General features: G+C 55.8%; 18 protein-coding genes. 9 read left to right on the top strand and 9 right to left on the bottom strand.

The window, feature by feature from the left end; all coding sequences use genetic code 11:
• Positions 1–35 precede the first annotated feature (35 nt).
• From gpmI to ACR3EH_RS20615, 3 genes are read left to right on the top strand one after another with little or no spacing between them, the layout of a single operon-like run.
• Positions 36–1,553: a 2,3-bisphosphoglycerate-independent phosphoglycerate mutase gene (gene gpmI / locus ACR3EH_RS20625; RefSeq protein ID WP_171185356.1), complete on the top strand. Its 1,518-nt coding sequence runs from the start codon at positions 36–38 to the stop codon at positions 1,551–1,553.
• Positions 1,550–2,680: a murein hydrolase activator EnvC family protein gene (locus ACR3EH_RS20620; protein ID WP_171675954.1), complete on the top strand. Its 1,131-nt coding sequence runs from the start codon at positions 1,550–1,552 to the stop codon at positions 2,678–2,680. Before gpmI ends, ACR3EH_RS20620 begins: the two co-directional genes overlap by 4 nt.
• 6 nt (positions 2,681–2,686) lie before the next feature.
• A complete protein-coding gene (locus ACR3EH_RS20615; RefSeq protein ID WP_171185360.1) occupies positions 2,687–4,027 on the top strand; it encodes a S41 family peptidase in 1,341 nt (446 codons plus the stop codon).
• A gap of 112 nt (positions 4,028–4,139) precedes the next feature.
• On the opposite strand, the gene ACR3EH_RS20610 is transcribed toward ACR3EH_RS20615, so the two are convergent.
• From ACR3EH_RS20610 to ACR3EH_RS20600, 3 genes are all read right to left on the bottom strand, one after another.
• Positions 4,140–5,666 carry an MFS transporter gene (locus ACR3EH_RS20610; RefSeq protein ID WP_171647161.1) on the bottom strand — a complete coding sequence of 509 codons (1,527 nt, stop codon included), beginning with the start codon at positions 5,664–5,666 and terminating at the stop codon, positions 4,140–4,142.
• Positions 5,667–5,744: 78 nt separating this feature from the next.
• On the bottom strand, positions 5,745–6,104 hold the full coding sequence (locus ACR3EH_RS20605; RefSeq protein ID WP_171185364.1) for a hypothetical protein: 360 nt from the start codon (positions 6,102–6,104) through the stop codon (positions 5,745–5,747).
• Positions 6,105–6,115: 11 nt separating this feature from the next.
• Positions 6,116–6,877: a DUF6478 family protein gene (locus tag ACR3EH_RS20600; protein WP_171185366.1), complete on the bottom strand. Its 762-nt coding sequence runs from the start codon at positions 6,875–6,877 to the stop codon at positions 6,116–6,118.
• Positions 6,878–7,126: 249 nt separating this feature from the next.
• On the opposite strand from ACR3EH_RS20600, the gene ACR3EH_RS20595 reads away from it, so the two are divergent.
• From ACR3EH_RS20595 to ACR3EH_RS20580, 4 genes are all read left to right on the top strand, one after another.
• Entirely contained in the window at positions 7,127–10,234 is a 3,108-nt protein-coding gene (locus tag ACR3EH_RS20595) for an ABC transporter transmembrane domain-containing protein (RefSeq protein WP_171647163.1), read from the top strand.
• A 67-nt stretch (positions 10,235–10,301) separates the two neighbouring features.
• Positions 10,302–11,111: a CPBP family intramembrane glutamic endopeptidase gene (locus tag ACR3EH_RS20590; RefSeq protein ID WP_371732116.1), complete on the top strand. Its 810-nt coding sequence runs from the start codon at positions 10,302–10,304 to the stop codon at positions 11,109–11,111.
• Positions 11,112–11,171: 60 nt separating this feature from the next.
• The gene (gene accD / locus ACR3EH_RS20585) at positions 11,172–12,101 is read left to right on the top strand and encodes an acetyl-CoA carboxylase, carboxyltransferase subunit beta (RefSeq protein ID WP_171185372.1); all 930 of its coding nucleotides are present in this window, start codon (positions 11,172–11,174) and stop codon (positions 12,099–12,101) included.
• Positions 12,098–13,372 (top strand): bifunctional folylpolyglutamate synthase/dihydrofolate synthase, encoded by a 1,275-nt coding sequence (locus ACR3EH_RS20580; protein WP_171185374.1) that lies wholly within the window; start codon positions 12,098–12,100, stop codon positions 13,370–13,372. Before accD ends, ACR3EH_RS20580 begins: the two co-directional genes overlap by 4 nt.
• Before the next feature lie 62 nt (positions 13,373–13,434).
• Here ACR3EH_RS20580 and zapE read toward each other — a convergent pair whose 3' ends face one another.
• Positions 13,435–14,493, bottom strand: coding sequence for a cell division protein ZapE (gene zapE, locus ACR3EH_RS20575; protein WP_171185377.1), 1,059 nt, complete (start codon positions 14,491–14,493; stop codon positions 13,435–13,437).
• Positions 14,494–14,641: 148 nt separating this feature from the next.
• Here zapE and ACR3EH_RS20570 point away from each other — a divergent pair, with 148 nt between their 5' ends.
• Complete coding sequence (locus tag ACR3EH_RS20570; protein ID WP_171185379.1) at positions 14,642–15,877, top strand: MFS transporter; 1,236 nt, start codon at positions 14,642–14,644, stop codon at positions 15,875–15,877.
• A gap of 98 nt (positions 15,878–15,975) precedes the next feature.
• On the opposite strand, the gene mtnA is transcribed toward ACR3EH_RS20570, so the two are convergent.
• The 5 genes from mtnA to ACR3EH_RS20545 form a co-directional block, all read right to left on the bottom strand.
• Positions 15,976–17,070, bottom strand: a complete 1,095-nt coding sequence (gene mtnA / locus ACR3EH_RS20565) for an S-methyl-5-thioribose-1-phosphate isomerase (RefSeq protein ID WP_171185381.1) — start codon at positions 17,068–17,070, stop codon at positions 15,976–15,978.
• A gap of 122 nt (positions 17,071–17,192) precedes the next feature.
• On the bottom strand, positions 17,193–17,648 hold the full coding sequence (locus tag ACR3EH_RS20560; RefSeq protein WP_171185383.1) for a YaiI/YqxD family protein: 456 nt from the start codon (positions 17,646–17,648) through the stop codon (positions 17,193–17,195).
• Positions 17,645–19,102 carry a Si-specific NAD(P)(+) transhydrogenase gene (sthA, locus tag ACR3EH_RS20555; RefSeq protein WP_171185386.1) on the bottom strand — a complete coding sequence of 486 codons (1,458 nt, stop codon included), beginning with the start codon at positions 19,100–19,102 and terminating at the stop codon, positions 17,645–17,647. The genes ACR3EH_RS20560 and sthA overlap by 4 nt, the downstream gene beginning before the upstream one ends.
• Positions 19,103–19,105: 3 nt before the next feature.
• Complete coding sequence (fghA, locus tag ACR3EH_RS20550; RefSeq protein ID WP_171094884.1) at positions 19,106–19,939, bottom strand: S-formylglutathione hydrolase; 834 nt, start codon at positions 19,937–19,939, stop codon at positions 19,106–19,108.
• Between the two features lie 105 nt (positions 19,940–20,044).
• Positions 20,045–20,974: an AEC family transporter gene (locus ACR3EH_RS20545; RefSeq protein ID WP_171185387.1), complete on the bottom strand. Its 930-nt coding sequence runs from the start codon at positions 20,972–20,974 to the stop codon at positions 20,045–20,047.
• A gap of 147 nt (positions 20,975–21,121) precedes the next feature.
• Between ACR3EH_RS20545 and ACR3EH_RS20540 the strand changes: the two genes are divergently transcribed.
• The gene (locus ACR3EH_RS20540; RefSeq protein ID WP_171185389.1) at positions 21,122–21,754 is read left to right on the top strand and encodes a TetR/AcrR family transcriptional regulator; all 633 of its coding nucleotides are present in this window, start codon (positions 21,122–21,124) and stop codon (positions 21,752–21,754) included.
• Positions 21,755–21,776: the final 22 nt, after the last annotated feature.

Below are 21,776 nucleotides of genomic sequence, written 5' to 3'. Positions count from 1 at the left end.
AGAAGAAGCGCACGAGCAGTAATCGGAGAAATTCTATGGCCGCGCCCAAACCTGTTGTCTTGTGCATTCTCGATGGGTGGGGTCTGTCCGAAGACACCAAAGCCAATGCGCCGTTTCTGGCAAATACGCCGACTTTTGATACGATCATGGCCAATGGCCCTCATGCAACGCTGATCACCCATGGCCCCGATGTAGGTCTGCCAAGTGGACAAATGGGCAATTCAGAAGTTGGCCACACCAATATCGGCGCAGGTCGCGTTGTCGCCATGGATTTGGGTCAGATCGATCTGGCGATCGAAGACGGCTCATTTTTCGAAAATGAAGCCCTGCAACAATTTATCTCCAAAGTGAAAGCGGCGGGCGGGACAGCGCATCTGATGGGGCTGGTCTCGGACGGTGGCGTGCATGGGCATCTGAACCATATCGTCGCCGCGGCGACTGCGATCACCGATGCTGGCGTCCCTGTTGCGCTGCATGCAGTCACCGATGGGCGGGACGTAGCGCCAAAATCGGCGCTGACCTATATCGCGGAACTGGAAGAGCGCCTGCCTGAAAACGCGCGCATTGTGACCGTCTGCGGACGCTATTTTGCCATGGACCGGGACAATCGCTGGGAACGTGTCAGCGAAGCCTATGTCGCAATGATCAAAGGGCAGGGAAGGGCGGCGCAAAGCGCCCATGGTGCGGTCGATCATGCCTATAACCAGTCCGAGTCAGACGAGTTCATCACCCCGACTGTTCTTGATGGTTACACGGGCGTTCAAGACGGCGACGGGTTTTTCTGCCTCAATTTTCGTGCTGATCGGGCACGGGAAATCCTGCGCGCCATTGGAGAGCCCGGGTTTTCCGACTTTGACACAGGGCCGCGGCCCTCTCTCTCGGCACTGCTGGGCATGGTAGAATATTCGGACGGTCACAACGCCTACATGACCACGGTTTTTCCCAAACGGGCCATCATGAATACTCTGGGGGAATGGGTGGCCAAACAAGGGCTGCGCCAGTTCCGGTTGGCCGAAACCGAGAAATACCCACACGTAACTTTCTTTCTGAACGGCGGCAAAGAGACGCCTGAACAGGGTGAAGACCGTTTTATGCCGAAATCGCCAAAGGTTGCGACCTATGATCTGCAGCCCGAAATGTCGGCGGCTGAGGTGACGGCCAAATTTGTTGAGGCTATCGAAGATGGGTATGACCTGATTGTCACGAACTATGCCAATCCTGACATGGTGGGCCATACCGGTGATTTGAAGGCGGCGATCAAAGCGTGTGAGGCTGTGGATCAGGGTCTGGCGCAAGTTGTTGCTGCACTGGAAAAGGCCCGCGGTGCGATGATTGTCACCGCAGATCATGGCAATTGCGAAATGATGGTTGATCCCGAAACGGGTGGTCCACATACCGCTCATACACTGAACCCTGTGCCTGTGGCGCTGGTCGGTGGGCCAGAAGGGGCGCAGTTACGGCAGGGGCGTTTGTCGGATCTGGCTCCAACCTTGCTTGAATTGATGGGCCTGCCAAAACCACCAGAGATGACCGGAGAAAGCCTTTTGTCATGAAACTGGCGACCCTTGCGGCTTTCCTGATTTCAGCCGTTCCGGCGCTGGCCCAGTCAGATTCATCGCTGGCGGCATTGAAAGCCGCAGAGATGTTGGAGGACGCCTCAATCTCGCTAAGCGAGGCTGACGGTGCCCGAGACCGCGTACGTGCGCTTACCCAATCGATCCAGGCCTACGAGGCGGGATTGAGCGCGATGCGGGAAGGGCTGCGCCAGGCCGCAACCCGCGAGGCGCAGCTGAGCGCCGAGTTGCGGGCGCGCGAAAAGGACGTCCGGCAGTTGATCGGCGTTTTGCAAACCATTGAAACAACGGCGCCTCCGGTTTTGATGTTGCATCCATCGGGCCCATTGGGCGCGGCGCGGGCCGGTATAATGCTGTCCGAGGTCACTCCGGGCTTGAACGCCAAAGCGCAGGCTCTGGCAGATGATTTGAACGAAGTGCAGACACTGCGTCTGTTACAACAAAGCGCTTCGGAAACACTAACCGAAGGTCTCAGCGGGGTGCAGGATGCGCGCACGCGTCTGAGCGAGGCCATCGCCGATCGCACAGATCTGCCCAGACGATTTGTCGAAGATCCGGTACGCACGGCCATTTTGATTTCTTCAACGGAAACGTTGGATGGGTTTGCTAGCGGTCTGTCCGAAATCTCGGAAGGTGAGATTGTTGAAACCGATGCGGATATTTCGGGTCAGAAAGGGCAGATTTCTTTGCCGGTCCAGGGCGTCTTGTTGCACAAGGCTGGAGAAACGGATGCTGCGGGGGTGACACGCGCCGGTTTGGTGCTGGGAACCCGCCCGCGCGCCTTGGTCACATCACCCACTGCAGCGACGATCCGATACCGAGGCCCCCTGTTGGATTTGGGGAATCTGGTCATTCTTGAACCGCAGCCCGGGCTGCTTTTTGTGTTTTCCGGCTTGCAAGAGGTCTATGGCAACCCCGGGCAAGTGATCCCCGAAGGCACTCCGGTGGGGTTGATGCCCGGTGAAACGCCCGAAATTGGCGCAATATTGTCAACAAGCGGTGATGGCACTGGAACTGATCGCTCAGAAACGCTCTATATAGAGGTAAGAGAAGACAATAGCTCCGTGGACCCGGAAACATGGTTCCGGACCGACAAGGATGGATAAGCGAGTATGAAGAGATTTGTGATGGCCGGTCTGGCCGGAACTTTGGCAGGTATTCTTGCAACGACACAGATTGCAGGACCCCTGCTGGCGCAGGAGGCCGAAAACAAGGCCAGCGTCTATGAACAACTGGATCTGTTTGGCGACATTTTTGAACGCATCCGCGCGCAATATGTTGAAGAGGTCGAACCCGAAGAACTGATCGAGGCCGCCATTGACGGCATGTTGACCTCGCTTGATCCGCATTCCAGCTATCTGTCGCCCGACGATGCCGAACAGATGCGTGTTCAGACGCGGGGTGAGTTTGGTGGGCTTGGCATCGAAGTCACGCAGGAAGACGGTTTTGTCAAAGTCGTATCGCCGATTGACGACACTCCTGCCGACGCAGCCGGAATTGAAGCCGGGGACTTCATCACTCATGTCGATGGCGAAAGCATTCTGGGCCTTACGCTGGATAAGGCTGTTGACCTGATGCGTGGCCCGGTGGGGTCCGAGATTGTGATCACCGTCGTTCGTGAAGGTGAGCCGGATCCTTTCGACGTTACAATCATCCGGGATACGATCAAACTGACGGCTGTTCGTGCGCGCACTGAAGGCACCAGTGTGGTTCTGCGTGTGACTACGTTCAACGACCAGACCTTCCCGAACCTTAAAGAAGGTTTGCAGGAACAGATCGAAGAAGCCGGTGGCATTGACAAGGTCAATGGATTTGTCCTCGACCTGCGCAATAACCCGGGCGGTTTGCTGACGCAGGCGATCAAAGTGTCGGATGCGTTCCTGAACGAAGGCGAAATCGTTTCGACTCGTGGCCGCGACCCGGAAGAGGGCGAGCGCTTTAATGCCGCGCCGGGCGATCTGGCCGAAGGCAAACCAATCGTTGTTCTGATCAACGGCGGTTCGGCCTCGGCGTCCGAAATTGTGGCAGGCGCCTTGCAGGACCACCGACGCGCAATCGTGGTGGGCACAAAAAGCTTTGGTAAGGGGTCTGTGCAGACAGTCATGCCGCTGCGCGGTGACGGGGCCATGCGCCTGACAACGTCGCGTTATTACACTCCATCGGGTCGTTCTATTCAGGCCCTGGGTGTCAGCCCGGATATCATCGTGGAACAACCGCGTCCGCAGCCCGAGACTGAAGAGGAAGAGGACAGCCGCTTTACCCGGTCCGAGGCCGAGCTGCGTGGTAGCCTGGACAATGACAGCCTGAGCGAGGATGAAATTCGCCAAATTGAAGAAGACCGTGCCAAGGCTGAAGCGACGGCTGAACTGCGGGAAGAGGATTACCAACTGGCTTATGCCATTGACATCCTCAAGGGCCTGTCCGCGTTCAATCCGAATGGACCTTCTCAATAACTCAATCAGGGCCGCGATGAACGCGGCCCTTTTTATTTGAATGCGCAGTTGGTTGCTTTTCTGAATAGGGCGCTGGTCGGGATCGCGAGAGTCAGCGGGTCTTGAAAGCGCCCTAGCTCTCGATCTTGTGCAGTTTCTTTTCGTCCAACAACAGCGCCAGCACGATACCCACCGATACGGATATTGTCGAAAAAACAAACGCCATGCTCATGCCACTGTTAAAAGCATCGGACAAGGCGGATTGAACCTTTGCCAAATCGCCGGCGCTCAAACGGCTGATCACCGCATGTGCAGAAGCCGTATCCAGTGTACTGCCGTTGATTGCCCTTAAATCGGTCTCAGATAGTTTGATACCGGCGGCATGCAGGCCATCACGCAGTTTGGACAAGCTGACGACGTACATAACAGCAGTGGCACAGGCGACGGAAATGGCTCCGTAAACCAGATGGGTCATAAAGCTTAGCCCGCCGACCAGTCCGGCCCGCTCAGGCTTGACGGCGCAAACGGCAGCTGTACCCGATGGTCCGACGGTCAGGGTCGCTCCCAAACCGATCATCGCCATGCCCGGAAGAATGCGGAAGTAACCCAGATCGCTTGGCAGAATGACAACGGTCGCGGCACCGATTGTGGCAATCATATAACCCCAGAACAGCAGCCGTTTGGGTCCGAAATCATTGTACAGCGTGCCTGAAACAATCGACCCCACCGCCAGCAAAACGGTCAGCGGAGCAAGCCCCAATGCGGATTCAAATGCCGACCAGCCCAGCACTTTTTGCATGTACTGAGGAAAATAGAGCAACCCAACAAAGGCGGCTGAAACGTTGAACATATTCAGGCCAAGCGTGATCTTGAATTGACGGTTCTGCATCATTTGCGGCAGCAGCAAAGGCTCGGTAACGCGTTTTTCTACCTTGGGGAACAAGAGGAAAAGCACGGCGCTGATGAAGAAAAGCATCAACAACGGTACCGACGTCCATCCCCAATCCGCGCCAACATCCAACCCATACAGCAGGAACAGAACGGCAAACGCCAACAGGCCCATGCCAGCCAAGTCGAGATGCTCGTCCTGTTTGTGCTGCGTTTCGCGCTCCATCAGGATTAGGGCGGTGGCCATCGAAATGCAGGAGAAGACGACGTTGGCCAGGAAGAAATACCGCCATTCGCCCAAGTTTACAGCCAATCCGCTAATCATTGGGCCAAATACATTGCCGGTGGTCACACCTGCCAGAATGAGCCCCATTACAAGAGCCCGATGTTCAGGTTTGGACACTTTAGTCGCCCCAAACGCAAGTGTGCAGGGCCAAACACAGCCGGCGCCGATGCCTTGCAACGCACGCGCCAGGATCAAAAAATCAAGGTTGGGCGAGAAAAAGCACATCACCGACGAAAACAGGAAAATGCACAGGCCGATGATCATCATCTTTCGATGACCGTACATATCGCCCAGTCGTCCTCCGGCTACCATGGTCATCGCAAAAAACAGGGCGTAGATATTCAAAACCCATTGGGTGCTGGTGATATCGGCATCAAAGCTGTTTTCAATCGCGGGGACCAGCATCAGAGCACCGGTAAAATCGATGCCGATGCCAAACCCTGTCACCATCAACGCGATGACTTTAACAATACTACTGCGATCCATATCGGGCGCGATCCGTTTTGAATATGCCCATGATGCACGGAAATTGGTATAAAAGATAGAGACTTGGCTTAGTCGGGCTTAGTCGTCGCCCCGACAAACCCGGCGGAACGCGCGTTTCAGCATGTCCAGTTCAGCCCGCAACAACGCGACTTCGGTCCTCAGATCATCTGCTGCGGGTTCACCGGCGATGACGGTGAAATCTCCAAGCTTATCCGATGTTGCCAGATCGGTTATGACGAAGCTGTGGACGCCTTCAGACAGAGCTGAAACAGGCACCGTTATGTTCAAATCCCACCCGTTTTCGTTGGGTGCCAGATTAACGTTTTCCAGCAGTTCGCCGCGATACCGCACCTCAATCGTAGGTTCCTGTCCAGCCCGAACATGTGCTTGCCAGAGTCCATTTTCGAACCGGAGGAAGGTCAAGTTGGTTTGTGTCATATCCGATTGCCTCACAAATCGGCACGATGGAAGCGGCAGAACGCCAGGTCCCGCACCACCATCCGGTTCATGCTTGGGGTCTCAAAGATCAAATCTACCCAGATCTTTTCGATCCGGCGTTCATTCAGGGGCAGATGGGCCAGATCGAAATCTACGGTGTTTCGGGCGTCAGACGCGCTCAACTGGCGCAGTACCTGTTCAGAATTGGGACCGTGTTGAATATTGAGGCGCGCGAACAGCCCGGTGGATCGTTCGCAGTCAACTACGGTCTCCATCCGTATCAAATGCTCACGCGTCAGATTCTGTGTTGCATCGCCCGGCAGATCCACGGACACCGAAAGAAATGAGCCTTCAAAACTAAAGACTTCAACGGCCAGACTGAACGGGGCCAGATCGCCTGTATCCCGATTTCGGATTTGGCGCACTGTAATCTCGGACAGGGGGCAGTCATGAAACAGGCTGACGTGCGCATCAAGTGCCGTTTTGCGCGGGGCCGAAGCAACGCCGGGTTGCGCCAACGGTCCGCGCCACAGGTCCGGTCTGCAACTCCAGTCCGTGCCGACAGGCTTGGCAAACTGCATGGACCCGATCTTTGGGCGAATAAGACGAGAATCTGCTGTTTGGATCAACTGATCAAGATGGCTTCGCAATGCGCGCGCCTGATCACGCTGTTGCCGCAGGTCCGCTTGTCCTGCGTCTTGCACACGCTGTGCAGCCCGTCGCCAACGTTCCAGTGTCTTGCGATAAAGATAGCGATTCAGAATCCTGCCCATGGCCTCGTCGTCCGATACACAGCCTCTTTAGTCAAGACGCCTTCGGGAACAAACCCGCAATAACGAAATTGCGATCTTCGATCCGCGTTTTTCAGTTGGGTGCAAAGCAAAATTCGGTTAGGCGCGAACGGATGCGTGCGTGCCTGTCTTGCCTTGCAAAGCGCAGAGTCAGAGCGTACCGTCGGGCCCTGCAACATGGGTCACCCAGTTTTAGCCACACATCCGTTTAGCTATCGATAAGGCCAGTAAATGGAGCCCACTTTATTTTCTTTTATTTGGAAGTACTCGAAGAAACAGCAATTGGTCTTGTTGTTGCTGACAGTGCTGTCATTTCCGTTCCTCTATGCTTCGTTGGAACTGCCCAAGCAAATCATCAATGATGCCATCGGTGCTCCGGGTGATACGGTTACCATTTGGGGTATAACGGTATCGCAGGTCCACTATCTGCTGATACTGTGCGTAGCGTTTCTGGGCACGGTGATCGCCAGCGGCTTGATGAAGATGCGCATCAATACGATGAAGGGCGTCCTGGCCGAGCGTATGCTGCGTCGATTGCGTTTTACGCTGATTGAGCGGTCGATGCGCTTTCCAAAATCCTATTTCGCCACGACCAGTCAGGGTGAATTGGTTTCGATGATCACATCCGAGGCTGAGCCGATGGGTGGACTGATGGGCGATGCGATTGCTCAGCCCGTGTTCCAGTTCGGCCAGATGATGACCATTGTCACGTTCCTGTTCATGCAAAGCGTGTGGTTCGGGTTGGCCAGTATCGCATTGATCCCGTTACAGGCTTGGCTGATCCCCAAATTGCAACGACAAATCAACCTGCTGAATAAAGACCGTATTCAGGAAGTCCGGCGTCTGAGTTCGGAAATCGGTGAAAGCGCTGCGGGGATCAGTGACCTGCGCACCAATGGCGGCTGGCGTTATCGTCTGGCCCAGTTCAGCGACCGTTTGGGGAAATTGTTCGAGATCCGCTTTAAGATCTACAACAAGAAATTCTTCATGAAGTTCCTCAACAATCTGATCACTCAGATGACGCCGTTCCTGTTCTATTCTGTGGGCGGATATCTGGCGATCACGGGTGAGGTGACGGTGGGTGCTCTGGTAGCAGCACTTGGGGCCTATAAGGACCTCAGTGGCCCATGGAAGGATTTGCTGACCTATTACAATCAGGTTCAGGACATGTCTCTGCGGTGGGAGGTCGTGACTGAACGGTTCGCCCCCGACAACATGATACCCGAAGAGCTGTTTTCCGGAGAACCCGAAGCGATTCCGCGCTTGGATGGGGCAATTGAGCTGCGCAACGTGACGGTGCGCGATAGCGACGGCAAAACTATTCTGGAAGATCTGGATCTGACTATCCCGCACGGGGCGCGCGTTGCGATCCAGTCTTCTCACGCCGCGGAAAGAAGTGCCTTGGGTCAGCTTTTGACCCGCGAGATTTTACCTGTACAGGGGGACGTGATCGTTTCCGGGCACAACTTGAATGACTTGCACCAAGCTGTGATTGCGGCCCGGATTGGCTATGCCTATTCGCGGCCCTATCTGTTTGATGGAACGCTGGGCGATAACCTGATGATGCCGTTGCGGACACATCCCCAGCATGGCGCTGAAACTCAGAGAACGCCGTCCCGCAAGCAAATTGAAGCAGTCCGGTCTGGCAATCCCCCAGATTCGCTGGACGATGAATGGATCGATCCCGGTCTCGCAGGTCTGGACGGTATCGAGGATATTCGCGATTGGTGGTTCCAGCTTGTCGAAGCCATGGGCATCGACGAGTTCATGTTCCGTCGTACACTGCGAACGCAGTTTAATCCTGAAATTCACCCCGTTTTGGCGCGGGAAGTGGTCAACCTTCGGGAAACGATTGCCGAGCGTTTGAAAGCCAAAGGTCTTGACCGGTATGTCTATCGTTTCGATCCGGAACGATTTAATCCGGCGGTTCCATTGGGTGGTAACCTGCTTTTTGCCGCGCCGTCCCGCGATATTTCTCCTGACTTTCTGGTCGAGGACGCCCGTTTTGTAAAAATGCTCAGCGTACATGATTTGGCGGACGAGGCTCTGAGCATTTCCAACGCGGTTCTGGACACACTCGGTAAAACATTCGGACGGGACGGCGCGGATCACCCCCTGTTCCTGCGGCTTGGCATGTCGAAAGACATGTTTCACCGGTTGCTCGACATAGAAGATCAGCGCAAAGCCAAAGGTGAAACGGAACTCAGCCAAGAAGACCACGCCTTGCTGCTGACTGTGCCTTTCCTGCTGACAGCCGAGCAGATCGGCCCGGATTTCCCCGAAGAATACAAGGACAAGATCCTGACGATCCGCAAAAGCCACGCCGAGCGGTTGCGGGGCGCAATGGATGGGCTGTTTACGCCTGTCACTCCTGATCTATATGTCCCGCGGCTGACAGTAATGGAAAATGCGATCTATGGGCGCGTGTCCTTGTTGGCGGGCGCACATGCGGAAGAAATCGAAGATGTGGTGGCCGAGGCTATGAACGAAGCGGGCCTGCGCCGCAGAGCTGCCGCCATTATCTATGATCTGCCCTCTGGTCTGGGCGGTAACAACCTGCCGACCGTCTTTCAGGAACGCGCTGCATTTTCACGCGCCGGAATCAAGCGCCCCGATGTTTTGATTCTGGACAAGGCGCTGGCCAGCCACGATTCAGAAAGCCGGTTGCGGACCCGCCTGAAACTGCGAGAGCTTTTGCCGGACTCAATCATGATCTTCATGGAAGATCATTTTGCCCATCCCGAAGCCTATGATCTATTTGTAGAAATCAAGGAGGGAAGGATCGACGGAGTATCCCGAACCAAACCTGAAGATACTGGTGGAACAACTGATGATCTGAGCCGGAAGCTTGAAATTCTATCAGCCACAGAATTGTTTTCAGGTCTGGACGGGCGCAATCAACGGCTGCTGGCTTTCTCGGCCCAATGGTATGAAGTCAAGGCCGGGCAGGTCATCTTCTCGCGTGGTCAGGCCCCGGACGCCGCTTATCTATGCATTACGGGTCAGGCTCGTTTGGATTGGTTCAACGAAGACGGAACACGACGCCCGATCTCGATCATTGAACCTGGTCGCCTTATTGGTGACTTGTCAATCATCACGGGTGAAGATCGTCAATTGGATCTTGTCGCGACAGAGGATTGTCTTTTCCTGCGTATCGGGGCCGAAGAGCTGCGTGCTGTGGTGGAAAGCGACGCAACCGTTGCCACGCAGTTGCTTCGGACAGTTGCGGGTTACCTGACAACGCTGTCCAACAGGATTTCCGCTGCCCAAAACCCAGAGGAATTGCTGCCTACAGTCACTCAGGAAGAAGAGCCAGAGAGTTCGAATAACCATGCCTAAGGCTTATTTCCCGCATGCTTATTTGACGGAAACCGCGCGTAGGCGCCCAGAACTGTGGCGCCTGCTTGTGGGTCTCTTGCTCATTGGTGTTTTGGTAAGCCTGCTGAACATGGTTTTCTTCGCTGCACTCGTGGCGATGGGCCCGAACGAATGGGCGCAGGAGCTTTTGGCGGGAAGCTCGCCTCTGGCGTTGATTCTGTTGTTGGTCAGTTTCGGGTTCATAACGTTTGGGGTCGCCGTGGCGGCACGCAAGATGCAACACCGAACACTATGGTCCATCTTGGGTGAACGACGTCTGGCCGAGACCCAGTTTGTAAGCGTTTTGAAAGCCTTGCTGATACTCGGTGTCATCGGATTTCTGCTGCCTCCCTACAGCATGGGAGGGGAACTGACCCAAAAATTGCCGCTGACCACATGGGTGCTTTTGCTTCCAGTTGCGGCATTTGCTGTCCTGATTCAGGTCAGCGCCGAAGAAATCCTGTTTCGCGGCTATATCCAGCAAACCCTTGCCGCCCGGTTCAACTCACCGATCATTTGGATGGGTGTGCCATCGATCTTGTTTGCGGTGGGTCACTATGCGCCCGACGCGGCGGGTGGAAACGCGCTGTTGATTGCGCTTTGGGCCTTCGTTTTTGGCCTGTTGGCTTCGGATCTGACGGCCCGAGCAGGAACATTAGGTCCTGCCATAGCCCTGCATTTCTTCAACAATGTCATCGCTTTGCTGTTCATCTCTCTACCCGACAGTCTGAGCGGGCTAGCTCTGTTTGTCTTGCCCTTTGACACGTCCGACGCAGAACAGCTGCGGCCTTGGCTGTTGGTGGATCTGGTCATGATGTTCGTTTGTTGGCTGGCCGCGCGACTTGCGCTCAGGCGCTGATTGCATTTCCTTCCGTTGCGTCTTATTTGACGTCAACACCGTAAAAGCCAAGGTTCCGACATGAACTGGATCACAAACTACGTCCGCCCCCGGATCAACTCGATTTTCTCGCGCCGTGAAGTGCCGGAAAACCTCTGGCACAAATGCGACGAGTGCGGGACGATGCTGTTCCACCGCGAACTGGCCGAGAACCAGAACGTCTGCACCCAGTGTGGCCACCATATGGCAATTACCCCGCGTGACAGGTTCAAGCACCTGTTTGATGGCGGTGTTTTCACTGAAGTTGACGTTCCGGCCCCCAAGGACGATCCGCTGCAGTTCCGCGATCAGAAAAAATATCCCGACCGCATGAAAGCAGCCCAGAAGAAGACCGGCGAAAAAGAAGCGATGCTGGTTGCTTTGGGCGAAATTGGCCGCACCCCAATTGTCGCAGCAGCGCAGGACTTTTCTTTCATGGGCGGGTCGATGGGCATGTATGTCGGCAACGCGATCATTGCCGCCGCGCAAGAGGCCGTAAAGCTCAAGCGCCCGCTGATCCTGTTTTCTGCCGCAGGTGGCGCTCGGATGCAGGAAGGTATCCTCAGCCTGATGCAAATGCCGCGGACAACCGTAGCTGTTGAGATGCTGAAAGAGGCGAACTTGCCTTACATCGTCGTTCTGACCCACCCCACCACCGGGGGTGTAACCGCGTCTTATGCCATGTTGGGCGATGTCCATATCTCAGAACCCAACGCGCTGATTTGTTTTGCTGGCCCGCGTGTGATTGAACAAACGATCAGGGAAAAGCTGCCCGAAGGGTTCCAACGCGCCGAGTACTTGTTGGATCACGGCATGCTGGACCGTGTTACCAAACGCACCGACATGCGCGAAGAGCTGATCACCATCACACGGATGTTGATGAACCAGCCCCCGGCGATCAAGGGTGATCTGCCTGCGCCGGAACCGGCAATAGCCGAAGAAGTCGCTGCTGAAGAGACCGGCCAGAAATGACCGCTCAGACATCTGACGCCATTCTTGATCGAATGATGGCGTTGCACCCCAAGATCATTGATCTGACCCTGGACCGTGTATGGCGTCTGCTGGCGGCGCTGGATAATCCACAGCTCAAACTGCCCCCGGTTATCCATATTGCCGGAACCAATGGCAAAGGTTCGACCCAGGCCATGATCCGCGCGGGGCTCGAAGGGGCAGGGCTCTCGGCACACGCCTATACCTCGCCCCATTTGGCGCGGTTTCACGAACGCATTCGTCTTGCCGGAGACCTGATTTCAGAAACCGATCTGACTGCAGTTCTCGATGAATGTTACGCCGCCAATGGCGGCGAAAACATAACCTATTTCGAAATCACGACCTGCGCGGCTTTGTTGGCCTTTGCCCGAGAAAAAGCGGACTATACTCTTCTTGAGGTCGGCCTGGGCGGGCGTCTGGACGCTACCAACGTGGTCGAAAACCCTGCAGTGACTGTGATTACGCCGGTTTCGATCGATCATGAGCAGTTTCTGGGCAACACGTTGGGCAAGATCGCCGCCGAAAAGGCTGGGATCATAAAACCCGGCGTGCCCTGCATCGTTGGGCCTCAACAGGACGAAGCCCTCGAAGTCATCGAATACACGGCCGCACGGCTCGGCGCGCCTCTGTTGGTCCATGGTCAACATTGGCACGTGCATGAGGAAAACGGACGCTTGATCTATCAGGACGAAACCGGATTGCGGGATCTTCCATCGCCCAACCTTCTGGGCGCGCACCAAATTCAGAATGCGGGCGCAGCCCTGGCCGTTTTGCGCCATCTGGATATGGGCGATGATGCCTATGAGGCTGCCGTGACCAAAGCCGAATGGCCCGCCCGTATGCAGCGTCTGAAAACCGGCCCGTTGATCGAACAGGCACCGCAGGCCGAGCTGTGGTTGGACGGCGGTCATAACGCGGCTGCAGGAATTGCGCTGGCTGATGTGCTGGCCAAACTGCCACAGAAACCGACGCATATGATTTGCGGTATGCTCAACACCAAAGACGTGACAGGCTATCTCGCACCGCTGGCCGGACAAGCCGCAAGCCTGACTGCGGTATCAATTCCGGGTGAAGCCGCGACACTCAGCGCAGAAGAAACGGCGACTGCTGCGGCAAAAGTTGACTTGCCCGCGTCTACGGCAGGCAGCGTGTCAGACGCGCTGGCGTCAATTACAAGCCAAGACCCTCAAGCTCGTGTGTTGATCTGCGGCTCGCTCTACCTTGCAGGCAATGTTTTGCGCGAAAACGGCTAAAACTTCTTCTGTTTGAAAATACCTTGGGGGAGGCGCGCGTAGCGCGGCGGGGGCAAAGCCCCCTAGGAGCCCCAATCTTTGTCCTGCATCTCTCGCAGGCGTGAGGCTGTGCGTTCAAATTCGAACGTCCCTTCACCTTCCACATACAGCATTTCGGGCTCGGCCGCTGCGGAACAGATCAAGCGGACCCTGGCCTCATAAAGTGCATCGATAAGGGTTACGAACCGTTTGGCTTCGTTGAAGTTGTTCCGCGACAAGCGTGGGATGTCTTCCAGCACCAGCACTTTCACAGCGTCGGCAATTGCCAGATAATCAGCAGGTCCCAACATCCGCCCGCACAGATCGTAAAACGAAGCCCGTGCAACCCCGTTGCGAAAGGCTGGCAGTTCTACCGCGCGGCTATTGACTTGTAACACAAGCGGTTCGGCAGCGCCGCCCGCAAGATCTTTCCAGACCTCCCGAATGTTCTGCCGGGCTTCCGGGCCTATTGGTGCAAAATAAACCGGCGCGCCTTCCAACCTGTTTTGGCGGTAATCGGTTGGGGAAACCAGTTCCCAAACCCGTAGCTGTTCTTTGATATGCGCAATGAAAGGCAGGAACAACTGCCTGTTCAGCCCGTCTTTATACAGATCGTCCGGGTGCCGATTTGACGTTGTAACGACAACGACACCGCCCTCGTGCAACAGATCGAACAGACGTCCAACAATCATCGCATCGGTGATGTCGGTGATCTGCATCTCATCAAATGCCAGCAAACGGACGGATTTGATCACGTCCTTCGCCACTGGAGCCAGAGCATCTTCGACATTCTCTTGCCGGGCTTTATGCATACCTGCGTGGATTTCCTGCATGAACGCGTGAAAATGGACACGTCGCGCCGGAGTATCGCCCAACGTTTCGACGAACATGTCCATGAGCATAGATTTCCCACGCCCGACTCCGCCCCATAGATACAACCCCTTGGGGGGTGGGGGTGCCTTACGGAAAAAACCACGTTTGACGGGCTCGGACAGCGCCGCACGGATGCGTTCGAATTGGGGAAGAACGGCCTCTTGCGCGTCGTCGCGGGTCAGAGTTCCATCCGCGACGCGGGCCTCGTATAGCGATATCAGATCCGTCATAACCCCGAGCCTTACCCGCCCCACCGCGCGTTGAAAAGAAACCATTTTCTCAACACATCAAATTTGGTTATCCGTGACCACAAATCTGCTGAATTGACGCCATCCGGAAAAACGATACGGTCCATCGCGAGAAACGCCCGAGGTCTGAATGCCGCAATCCGCCCGCCTGCTGAATCCGATCCTTATTGTCGGATGTATCATCATCACGGTCAGCTTTGCCGTGCGCGCCTCTTTCGGCGTGTTTCAGATTCCAATCGCGGATGAGTTTGGCTGGCTGCGTACTGATTTCTCCTTGGCGATTGCCATTCAAAACCTCGCTTGGGGAATTGGCCAGCCGATCTTTGGTGCAATTGCCGAAAAAGTCGGCGACCGCAAGGCCATCATACTGGGTGCTTTGACCTATGCTGCTGGCATGGTGCTATCGGCGTGGTCCGTCACACCTTTTGAACATCAGATATACGCCTGGTTGGTGGGTTTCGGCATTGCCGGAACCGGGTTTGGCGTGGTTCTTGCCGTGGTCGGGCGTGCATCTTCTGATGAAAACCGATCCATGTCGCTTGCCATTGTCACAGCCGCAGGTAGCTTTGGGCAGGTGCTCGGGGCACCTACCGCTGAATGGTTGATGACCTTCTTGCCCTGGCAGCAAGTCTTCATCGTGTTTGCGGTTGCGATTTTGGCACTTGTTCTTGTTCTGCCTTTCATGCGCGCCCCTCAGACGGCAAGCAAGGCGGAACTGCATGAAAGCATGGGAGAGATTTTAGGGAAGGCATTCCGTGATCCTTCCTATGCGCTGATCTTTCTGGGTTTTTTTAGCTGCGGGTATCAGCTTGGGTTTATCACCGCTCATTTCCCGGCATTTGTGACCGAGATGTGCGGCCCGATCCAACCTGGTGGCGTTTTGCATTCCGTTGGCATCACCTCAACCTCAGCGCTTGGGGCCGTGTCGATTTCGCTGATTGGTCTGGCCAATATCGGTGGTACGTTGCTGGCCGGTTGGGCAGGAAATCACTTTCCCAAGAAATACCTGCTGGCTGCAGTGTATACAGGCAGAACATTGGCTGCGGCCTTATTCATCCTGCTGCCGATCACCCCAATCTCGGTTATTGTGTTTTCTCTGGTAATGGGATCACTTTGGTTGGCCACTGTGCCACTGACCTCGGGCCTTGTGGCGCACCTTTATGGCTTGCGGTATATGGGCACGCTATACGGCATTATCTTTTTCAGCCATCAGCTTGGCAGCTTTCTGGGTGTCTGGCTGGGCGGTCGTATGTATGACCAGTTCGGCGACTACAGCATGGTTTGGTGGATCGGCGTGGCAATTGGCGCGTTCAGCGCGATCGTGCATTTGCCCATCCGTGAGAACCGCACGGCTGTTCCGGCCTGACGCTTTTTGTCCTGATCTGCCAACGGAAAGAGAGCCGGGGCAGATCAAGAACCTTTGTGTTTACGCTGACAAGCGACATACGGCTTGTGCGGGATTAGCTAGCCAGCCCTGTCCGGGAACAAGCCTGCCAAACCTTCTGCAGAGGCTTCGCACACGCCACGTTCGGTAATCAGCCCGGTTACCAATCGGTTGGGGGTGACATCAAAGGCAGGATTACCCCCTTCTGTCCCTACCGGAGCCACGCGAACATCTGTTATGGCCGAATTCTCATCCACGCCAAGGACATGCGTCACTTCCCCTGCATCGCGTTCCTCAATTGGGATTTCAGCCACACCGTCGCGCACCGTCCAGTCAATGGTTGGGGAGGGTAAGGCGACATAAAAGGGCACTCCGTTGTCATGCGCGGCCAAAGCTTTGAGGTAGGTGCCGATCTTGTTGCACACATCGCCCTGAGCTGTTGTGCGGTCCGTGCCTGTGATGACCAGATCAACCAACCCATGCTGCATCAGGTGCCCCCCGGCATTGTCCACGATGTAGCGATGGGGGATGCCATGCTCTCCCAGTTCCCATGAGGTTAGCGCACCCTGATTGCGGGGCCGAGTTTCATCCACCCAAACATGCAGAGGGATGCCTTCGTTATGCGCATGATACATCGGGCTTGTGGCTGTGCCCCAATCTACCGTCGCCAGCCAACCCGCATTGCAATGGGTCAAAAGCCGTACCGGTTCGCCAGCAGGCTTGCGCGCGGCGATCTCCTTGATCAACGCTAACCCGTGTCGACCAATCGCCGCGTTGATTTCGACATCTTCGTCCGCTATGTCTTGTGCCAAGGCCCAGGCGTGTTCGGCGCGATCTGACGCAGCCAGCGGCATCAGAACCTCTCGGCATCTGTCCAAAGCCCAACGTAGGTTGATTGCGGTGGGCCGCGTTGCGTGCAGAACATCATATGCAGCATCAAACGATGCTTCTGAACTGTCACGGGACATCTGTTCAGCTATGCCAAAAGCGGCCGTCGCGCCGATCAAAGGTGCACCTCTGACCCACATATCCCGAATTGCCGCTGCAAACTCGTTCAGAGTTTTCAGGGTCACGACACAGAAATCATGCGGCAACCAGCGTTGATCGATGATCCGAACCTCACCCTCCGACTTGTCCCACCAAATCGATCGATAGTGAGTGTCCTGTACTTGCATAATGCAGTCTCCGTGTTCGAATGGTCTGATCAGAATTCAAACACAGGGTGCGTTCATACGCGGGACTTGTAAACGGTCGTTTCTGATTTCGTATCAGTAATTTGGATCGGCTTCTGTTACAGTCAGCCGCGCGTGGCTGCGCGTATTTCCCGTTCCAATGCATCCAGAAACCGCGACCGGTCGGCTTTGCTGAAGGGTCGTCCACCACCACCCGTTCCAAGCGGGTTGGCGGCGCGTAGGTCAGCCATCAAGTCGCGCATCGCGAGTTGCTGACCAATATTGGCTGCGGTGAAGGCTTCACCGTTCGGGCGCAGAACCCGCGCGCCTGCCTCGACACATTTGGCAGCCAGAGGGATGTCGGATGTAATCACGACATCTCCTGCGCCGCAGCGCTCGGCGATCCACTTGTCGGCCTCATCAGCGCCTTCCGAGACGATGACAACCTGGACTAGCGGATTGGCCGAAGGGCGCAGCCCGCCATTGGACACCAGGGCCATGGGCATTTTGTGTCGCGTTGCAACCCGCTCAGCTTCGGCTTTTACGGGGCAGGCATCGCCATCGACATAAAGCGTGGTCACGCCTTCTTGGCCTCTTTCCTGGCGGGTTCAGCCGGTTTTTTGCGCACCTTGAACTCTTCAGGGATCGGCATCCGATTGAACGCATCCAGCCCGGCGATCTTGTAAGCCTCGGCCAGGGTCGGATAGTTGAACGTGTTCTGAACGAAATAATCCACGGTACCCTTAAGGTTCAACACAGCCTGCGCGATATGAATCAGTTCGGTCGCGCCTTCGCCAACAATCTGGACACCCAAGACCCGGCGGGTCTTGAGAGAGAACAGCATTTTCAGCATCCCGTGCTCCAACCCCATGATATGCCCGCGCGATGTTTCGCGGAACCGGGCGACGCCGACCTCATAGGGTATACCGCGTTCCTGCAGTTCTTCTTCGGACATGCCGCAGGTTGAAATCTCGGGAACCGAGTAGATGCCGTAGGGATACCACGGGCTTTCCGGCAGTGTGGGTGTTTCAAGTGCGTGACAGGCCGCCACGCGTCCTTGTTGCAGAGACGTCGAGGCCAGAGATGGGTGTCCGATCACGTCGCCGGTCGCATAGATATGCGGCACTGCTGTCTGGTATGTCTTACGATCCACCTTGATCCGGTTGCGGTGATCTGTTTCCAACCCAACAGCATCGAGATTGAGTTTTGATGTCGCGCCCATGCGTCCGGCAGCAAACAAAAGCATTTCTGCCCGAACATGGCGGCCGTTATCCAATGTCACTTCCACATGTTCACCGGCATCTTCGATCTTTTCAACAGCCGAACCCAATCGCAGGTCAACGCCATTTTCTCGGATCTGATGCGTGAAATCATGGATCAAACGGCTGTCGATGAAGTCTAGGAACGTGTCGCGCGGTTCGATCAAAGTCACCCGCACGTCCAGGGCGGAAAACATCGTGGCGTATTCGACCCCGATAACGCCCGCGCCAATGACAACCAGCGACCGCGGGATCTCGGCCATTTCCAGAAACTCGTCCCCGTCAACCACGGTCTTGCCGTTGAAGGGTACGTATTCGGGGCGATAGGTTTTAGTTCCTGTGGCAATCAGAAACTTGTTGGCCGTCACCCGCGTGGTCTCACCGGCATCGGTGGCAACTTCAACCTCATGGGGTCCGACGAACTTGGCCAGACCATCCAATGTATCGACGTGATTGCGGTTGAACTGGTGCTCAAGCACATCGACCTCATGGTCGAGTGTCATATGCAGACGGGCTTTCAGATCTTCGGCGCGGATCTGGTCCTTGACCCGATAGGAACGGCCGTAAAAGCTGCGTTCGCGCCAGCCCGAGAGGTTCAAAACCGTCTCGCGCAAGGTCTTGGACGGGATGGTGCCGGTATGAACCGACACGCCGCCGAAGCGATCCTTGCGGTCGATGACCAGAACGCGACGTTTTAGTTTTCCCGCCTGAATGGCCGCTGACCGACCCGAGGGGCCAGACCCGATGATGATCAGGTCGTAATCGTATTTGCTCATGCCTCAGTCTCCGTACAGCGCTTCAGCATGGAATGTGATGTGGTCTTCCATAAACGTGGAAACGAAGAAGTACGAATGATCATAGCCGGGCTGGAAGCGATAGGTTGCCTGCTGACGGCGTTCGGCGATGGCTTGGGCCAGCGCTTCGGGGCGCAGCAGGTCCATGAACTGGTCATTAGCGCCTGTGTCGATCAGGATCGGACCGTCGAAGCCTTTGTCCTTCATCAACAACGACGCATCATGCTTGGCCCATAGGGTCTCGTCGTCACCGAGATAAGCGCTCAACTGTTTGCGCCCCCAATCTGCACCCGTGGGGTTCGAAATCGGAGCAAAGGCCGAAACCGAGCGGAACCGGCCGGGCAGGTTCATCGCCAATGTCAGGGCTCCATGACCGCCCATGGAATGCCCGGTGATGGCCTGGCGTTCGCTGTCGATTGCGAAGTTTTCAACCAGCAAGGCGGGCAGTTCTTCTGCGATGTAGTCCCACATCTGGAAATGTGGGGCCCATGGATCTTGCGTCGCGTTCACATAGAAACCTGCGCCCTGTCCCAGATCATAGTCTTCATGGTCCGCGACCCCCTCGCCACGCGGGGAAGTATCAGGGAATACGATGGCGATCCCTTGTTCTGCAGCCCAGGCCTGTGCACCCGCTTTGGTCATGGCGTTTTCATGTGTGCAGGTCAGGCCGGACAGATACCACAGGATGGGAACCGGCCCATCCTTCGCTTCAGCCGGAAGAAAAAGGCCAAAAGTCATGTCGCATTGGCAGACCGAAGAGGCATGGCGGTACACGCCCTGCACTCCACCGAAACAGGCGTTTTCCGAGAGGGTTTCCATCAGGCATCGTCCTTACATTAGAGTCGCGACATGGCTAACGATCCAGAGACGCGGCGTAAAGTCCGCGACCGCTGGTCGCGAGAGTATTTTTCGAAAAGGTGAAGGTTAGAGACCACTCAGCCAAGCGATGACCAAGGGTACAGTTAGGATGCTGGTTGCAGTCGAGAGCAGAATGGCCGCCGAGACCCGCTGTGGCGCGACGCCGTAATGGGCGGCCAGCATGTAAACATTGCCGGCAACAGGCAAAGCGGCTGCCGCGATTGCAACGGTGGCTGGAAAGATATCGATCGGCATCAGCCATAACAGGACAACGGCAACGCAAACCGGGTGTATCACCAGCTTGCAAAAGCTCAACCAAGCGGCGATTTCGATGCGTTCGGCCGACTTACCGGCCAGAGACGCCCCAATGGCGAACAAAGCGCCGGGGGTGGCTGCGCCGCCCAGAATGGTCAGAAAGTCGTAGAAAGGTCCGGGCACAGGGATTTCCAAAGACGACCAGACCAACCCGGCCGAGATGGACACGATCATCGGATTTTTAACCAGCCCAAGACCGATCAGCTTGAACGTGCCCAAGGTAAGCTTACCGTCGCGGCCTCCGTTGATCAGGATTACAATGAGCGAGGAAAATACAACGAGATCCACGGTAAGGACCACCATCACTGGTCCGATGGCAGCTTCGCTGAACAAGAGCGCCAGCATCGGTAGTCCCAGAAAGCCTACGTTGCCAATGGCTGCGCATTGTGCCTCGACAGCTGCTGTTGGAACATCCAGCCCTCGCAGCCAGGCAACGCATGTTGCCAAAACGTAAACAGCAACTGTACCGCCCAGATATCCAAGCACCAGACGCGCATTGAAGATTTCGGCAAACGGCAAGGTGGCTGCAAAGCGAAACAGCATGGCTGAAAGTGCAAAGAAGAAGACAAATTTTGTAAGGTAAGCAGTAGCCTCGGCGGTGAAAAACCGAGTGCGACCCGCCCAATATCCCAGGCCGATAATCGCAAAAAAGGGAAGGGTGCGCAGAAAAACTTCGACCATGGACAGACTCCTAACATGGTTTGTCTGCGCCGCAAGCCTTTGACACCACGGCGCGCGCCCTGGGTTACGGTTTCATGGAGTGCGAAAATCGTTGTATCTGAACTGAACGGTTTATAAACTACAGCAAAGACCAATCCCGGAGATGACATGACCCAAACTGCCACCATCCTGCGCACAGGCCGTAAGTTCGATCAGGTTTTGCGCGGGGCCCGAGAGGTTTTCATGGCAGATGGGTTCGAAGGTGCAAGCGTAGACGACATTGCCCGCGCAGCAGGCGTGTCAAAGGCAACGTTATACAGCTATTTCCCGGACAAGCGCCTGTTGTTCATGGAAGTTGCGCAAACAGAATGTCGTCTGATGTCTGAGCGCATTTTGTCAATGATTGATGAGAGCAAACCTGCGCGCGAGGTGCTGCAGATCGCGGCCACGCAGCTCACTGCTTTTCTTGTATCCGAATTCGCACAACAAGTATTTCGGATCTGCGTAGCCGAGCGGGACCGGTTCCCCGAATTGGGCCGCGCCTTTTATGAGGCAGGTCCGCAAAACGGCCAAAGGCAGATGGCAGCGTATCTTGAAAAGGCGGTGGCAAAAGGCGAACTGTGCATCGAAAATGTGAACATCGCGGCGGAACAGTTTTCCGAGCTGTGCAAAGTACGCATCTGGGCGCGTGCTGCATTTGGAATTCAAAACAGCTTTAACCAGAGTGAGATCGATGAGGTCGCGACGCAAGCGGTGGATATGTTCTTGGCCAGCTACGGCTGCGAAAATATGAAAAAATGATGGCCCGCGGCCCGAACAGGCA

The organism is Ruegeria sp. BG7 (genome assembly GCF_056535685.1).
The sequence above is the reverse complement of the archived record's forward strand: the minus strand, read 5'-3'. Positions and strand labels throughout refer to the sequence as shown.

Excerpts from the sequence above, each read along its gene's own strand:
- gpmI (WP_171185356.1), top strand. The coding sequence starts at position 36 with ATGGCCGCGCCCAAACCTGTTGTCTTGTGCATTCTCGATGGGTGGGGT.
- ACR3EH_RS20620 (WP_171675954.1), top strand. The coding sequence starts at position 1,550 with ATGAAACTGGCGACCCTTGCGGCTTTCCTGATTTCAGCCGTTCCGGCG.
- ACR3EH_RS20615 (WP_171185360.1), top strand. The coding sequence starts at position 2,687 with ATGAAGAGATTTGTGATGGCCGGTCTGGCCGGAACTTTGGCAGGTATT.
- ACR3EH_RS20610 (WP_171647161.1), bottom strand. The coding sequence starts at position 5,666 with ATGGATCGCAGTAGTATTGTTAAAGTCATCGCGTTGATGGTGACAGGG.
- ACR3EH_RS20605 (WP_171185364.1), bottom strand. The coding sequence starts at position 6,104 with ATGACACAAACCAACTTGACCTTCCTCCGGTTCGAAAATGGACTCTGG.
- ACR3EH_RS20600 (WP_171185366.1), bottom strand. The coding sequence starts at position 6,877 with ATGGGCAGGATTCTGAATCGCTATCTTTATCGCAAGACACTGGAACGT.
- ACR3EH_RS20595 (WP_171647163.1), top strand. The coding sequence starts at position 7,127 with ATGGAGCCCACTTTATTTTCTTTTATTTGGAAGTACTCGAAGAAACAG.
- accD (WP_171185372.1), top strand. The coding sequence starts at position 11,172 with ATGAACTGGATCACAAACTACGTCCGCCCCCGGATCAACTCGATTTTC.
- ACR3EH_RS20580 (WP_171185374.1), top strand. The coding sequence starts at position 12,098 with ATGACCGCTCAGACATCTGACGCCATTCTTGATCGAATGATGGCGTTG.
- zapE (WP_171185377.1), bottom strand. The coding sequence starts at position 14,493 with ATGACGGATCTGATATCGCTATACGAGGCCCGCGTCGCGGATGGAACT.
- ACR3EH_RS20570 (WP_171185379.1), top strand. The coding sequence starts at position 14,642 with ATGCCGCAATCCGCCCGCCTGCTGAATCCGATCCTTATTGTCGGATGT.
- mtnA (WP_171185381.1), bottom strand. The coding sequence starts at position 17,070 with ATGCAAGTACAGGACACTCACTATCGATCGATTTGGTGGGACAAGTCG.
- sthA (WP_171185386.1), bottom strand. The coding sequence starts at position 19,102 with ATGAGCAAATACGATTACGACCTGATCATCATCGGGTCTGGCCCCTCG.
- fghA (WP_171094884.1), bottom strand. The coding sequence starts at position 19,939 with ATGGAAACCCTCTCGGAAAACGCCTGTTTCGGTGGAGTGCAGGGCGTG.
- ACR3EH_RS20545 (WP_171185387.1), bottom strand. The coding sequence starts at position 20,974 with ATGGTCGAAGTTTTTCTGCGCACCCTTCCCTTTTTTGCGATTATCGGC.
- ACR3EH_RS20540 (WP_171185389.1), top strand. The coding sequence starts at position 21,122 with ATGACCCAAACTGCCACCATCCTGCGCACAGGCCGTAAGTTCGATCAG.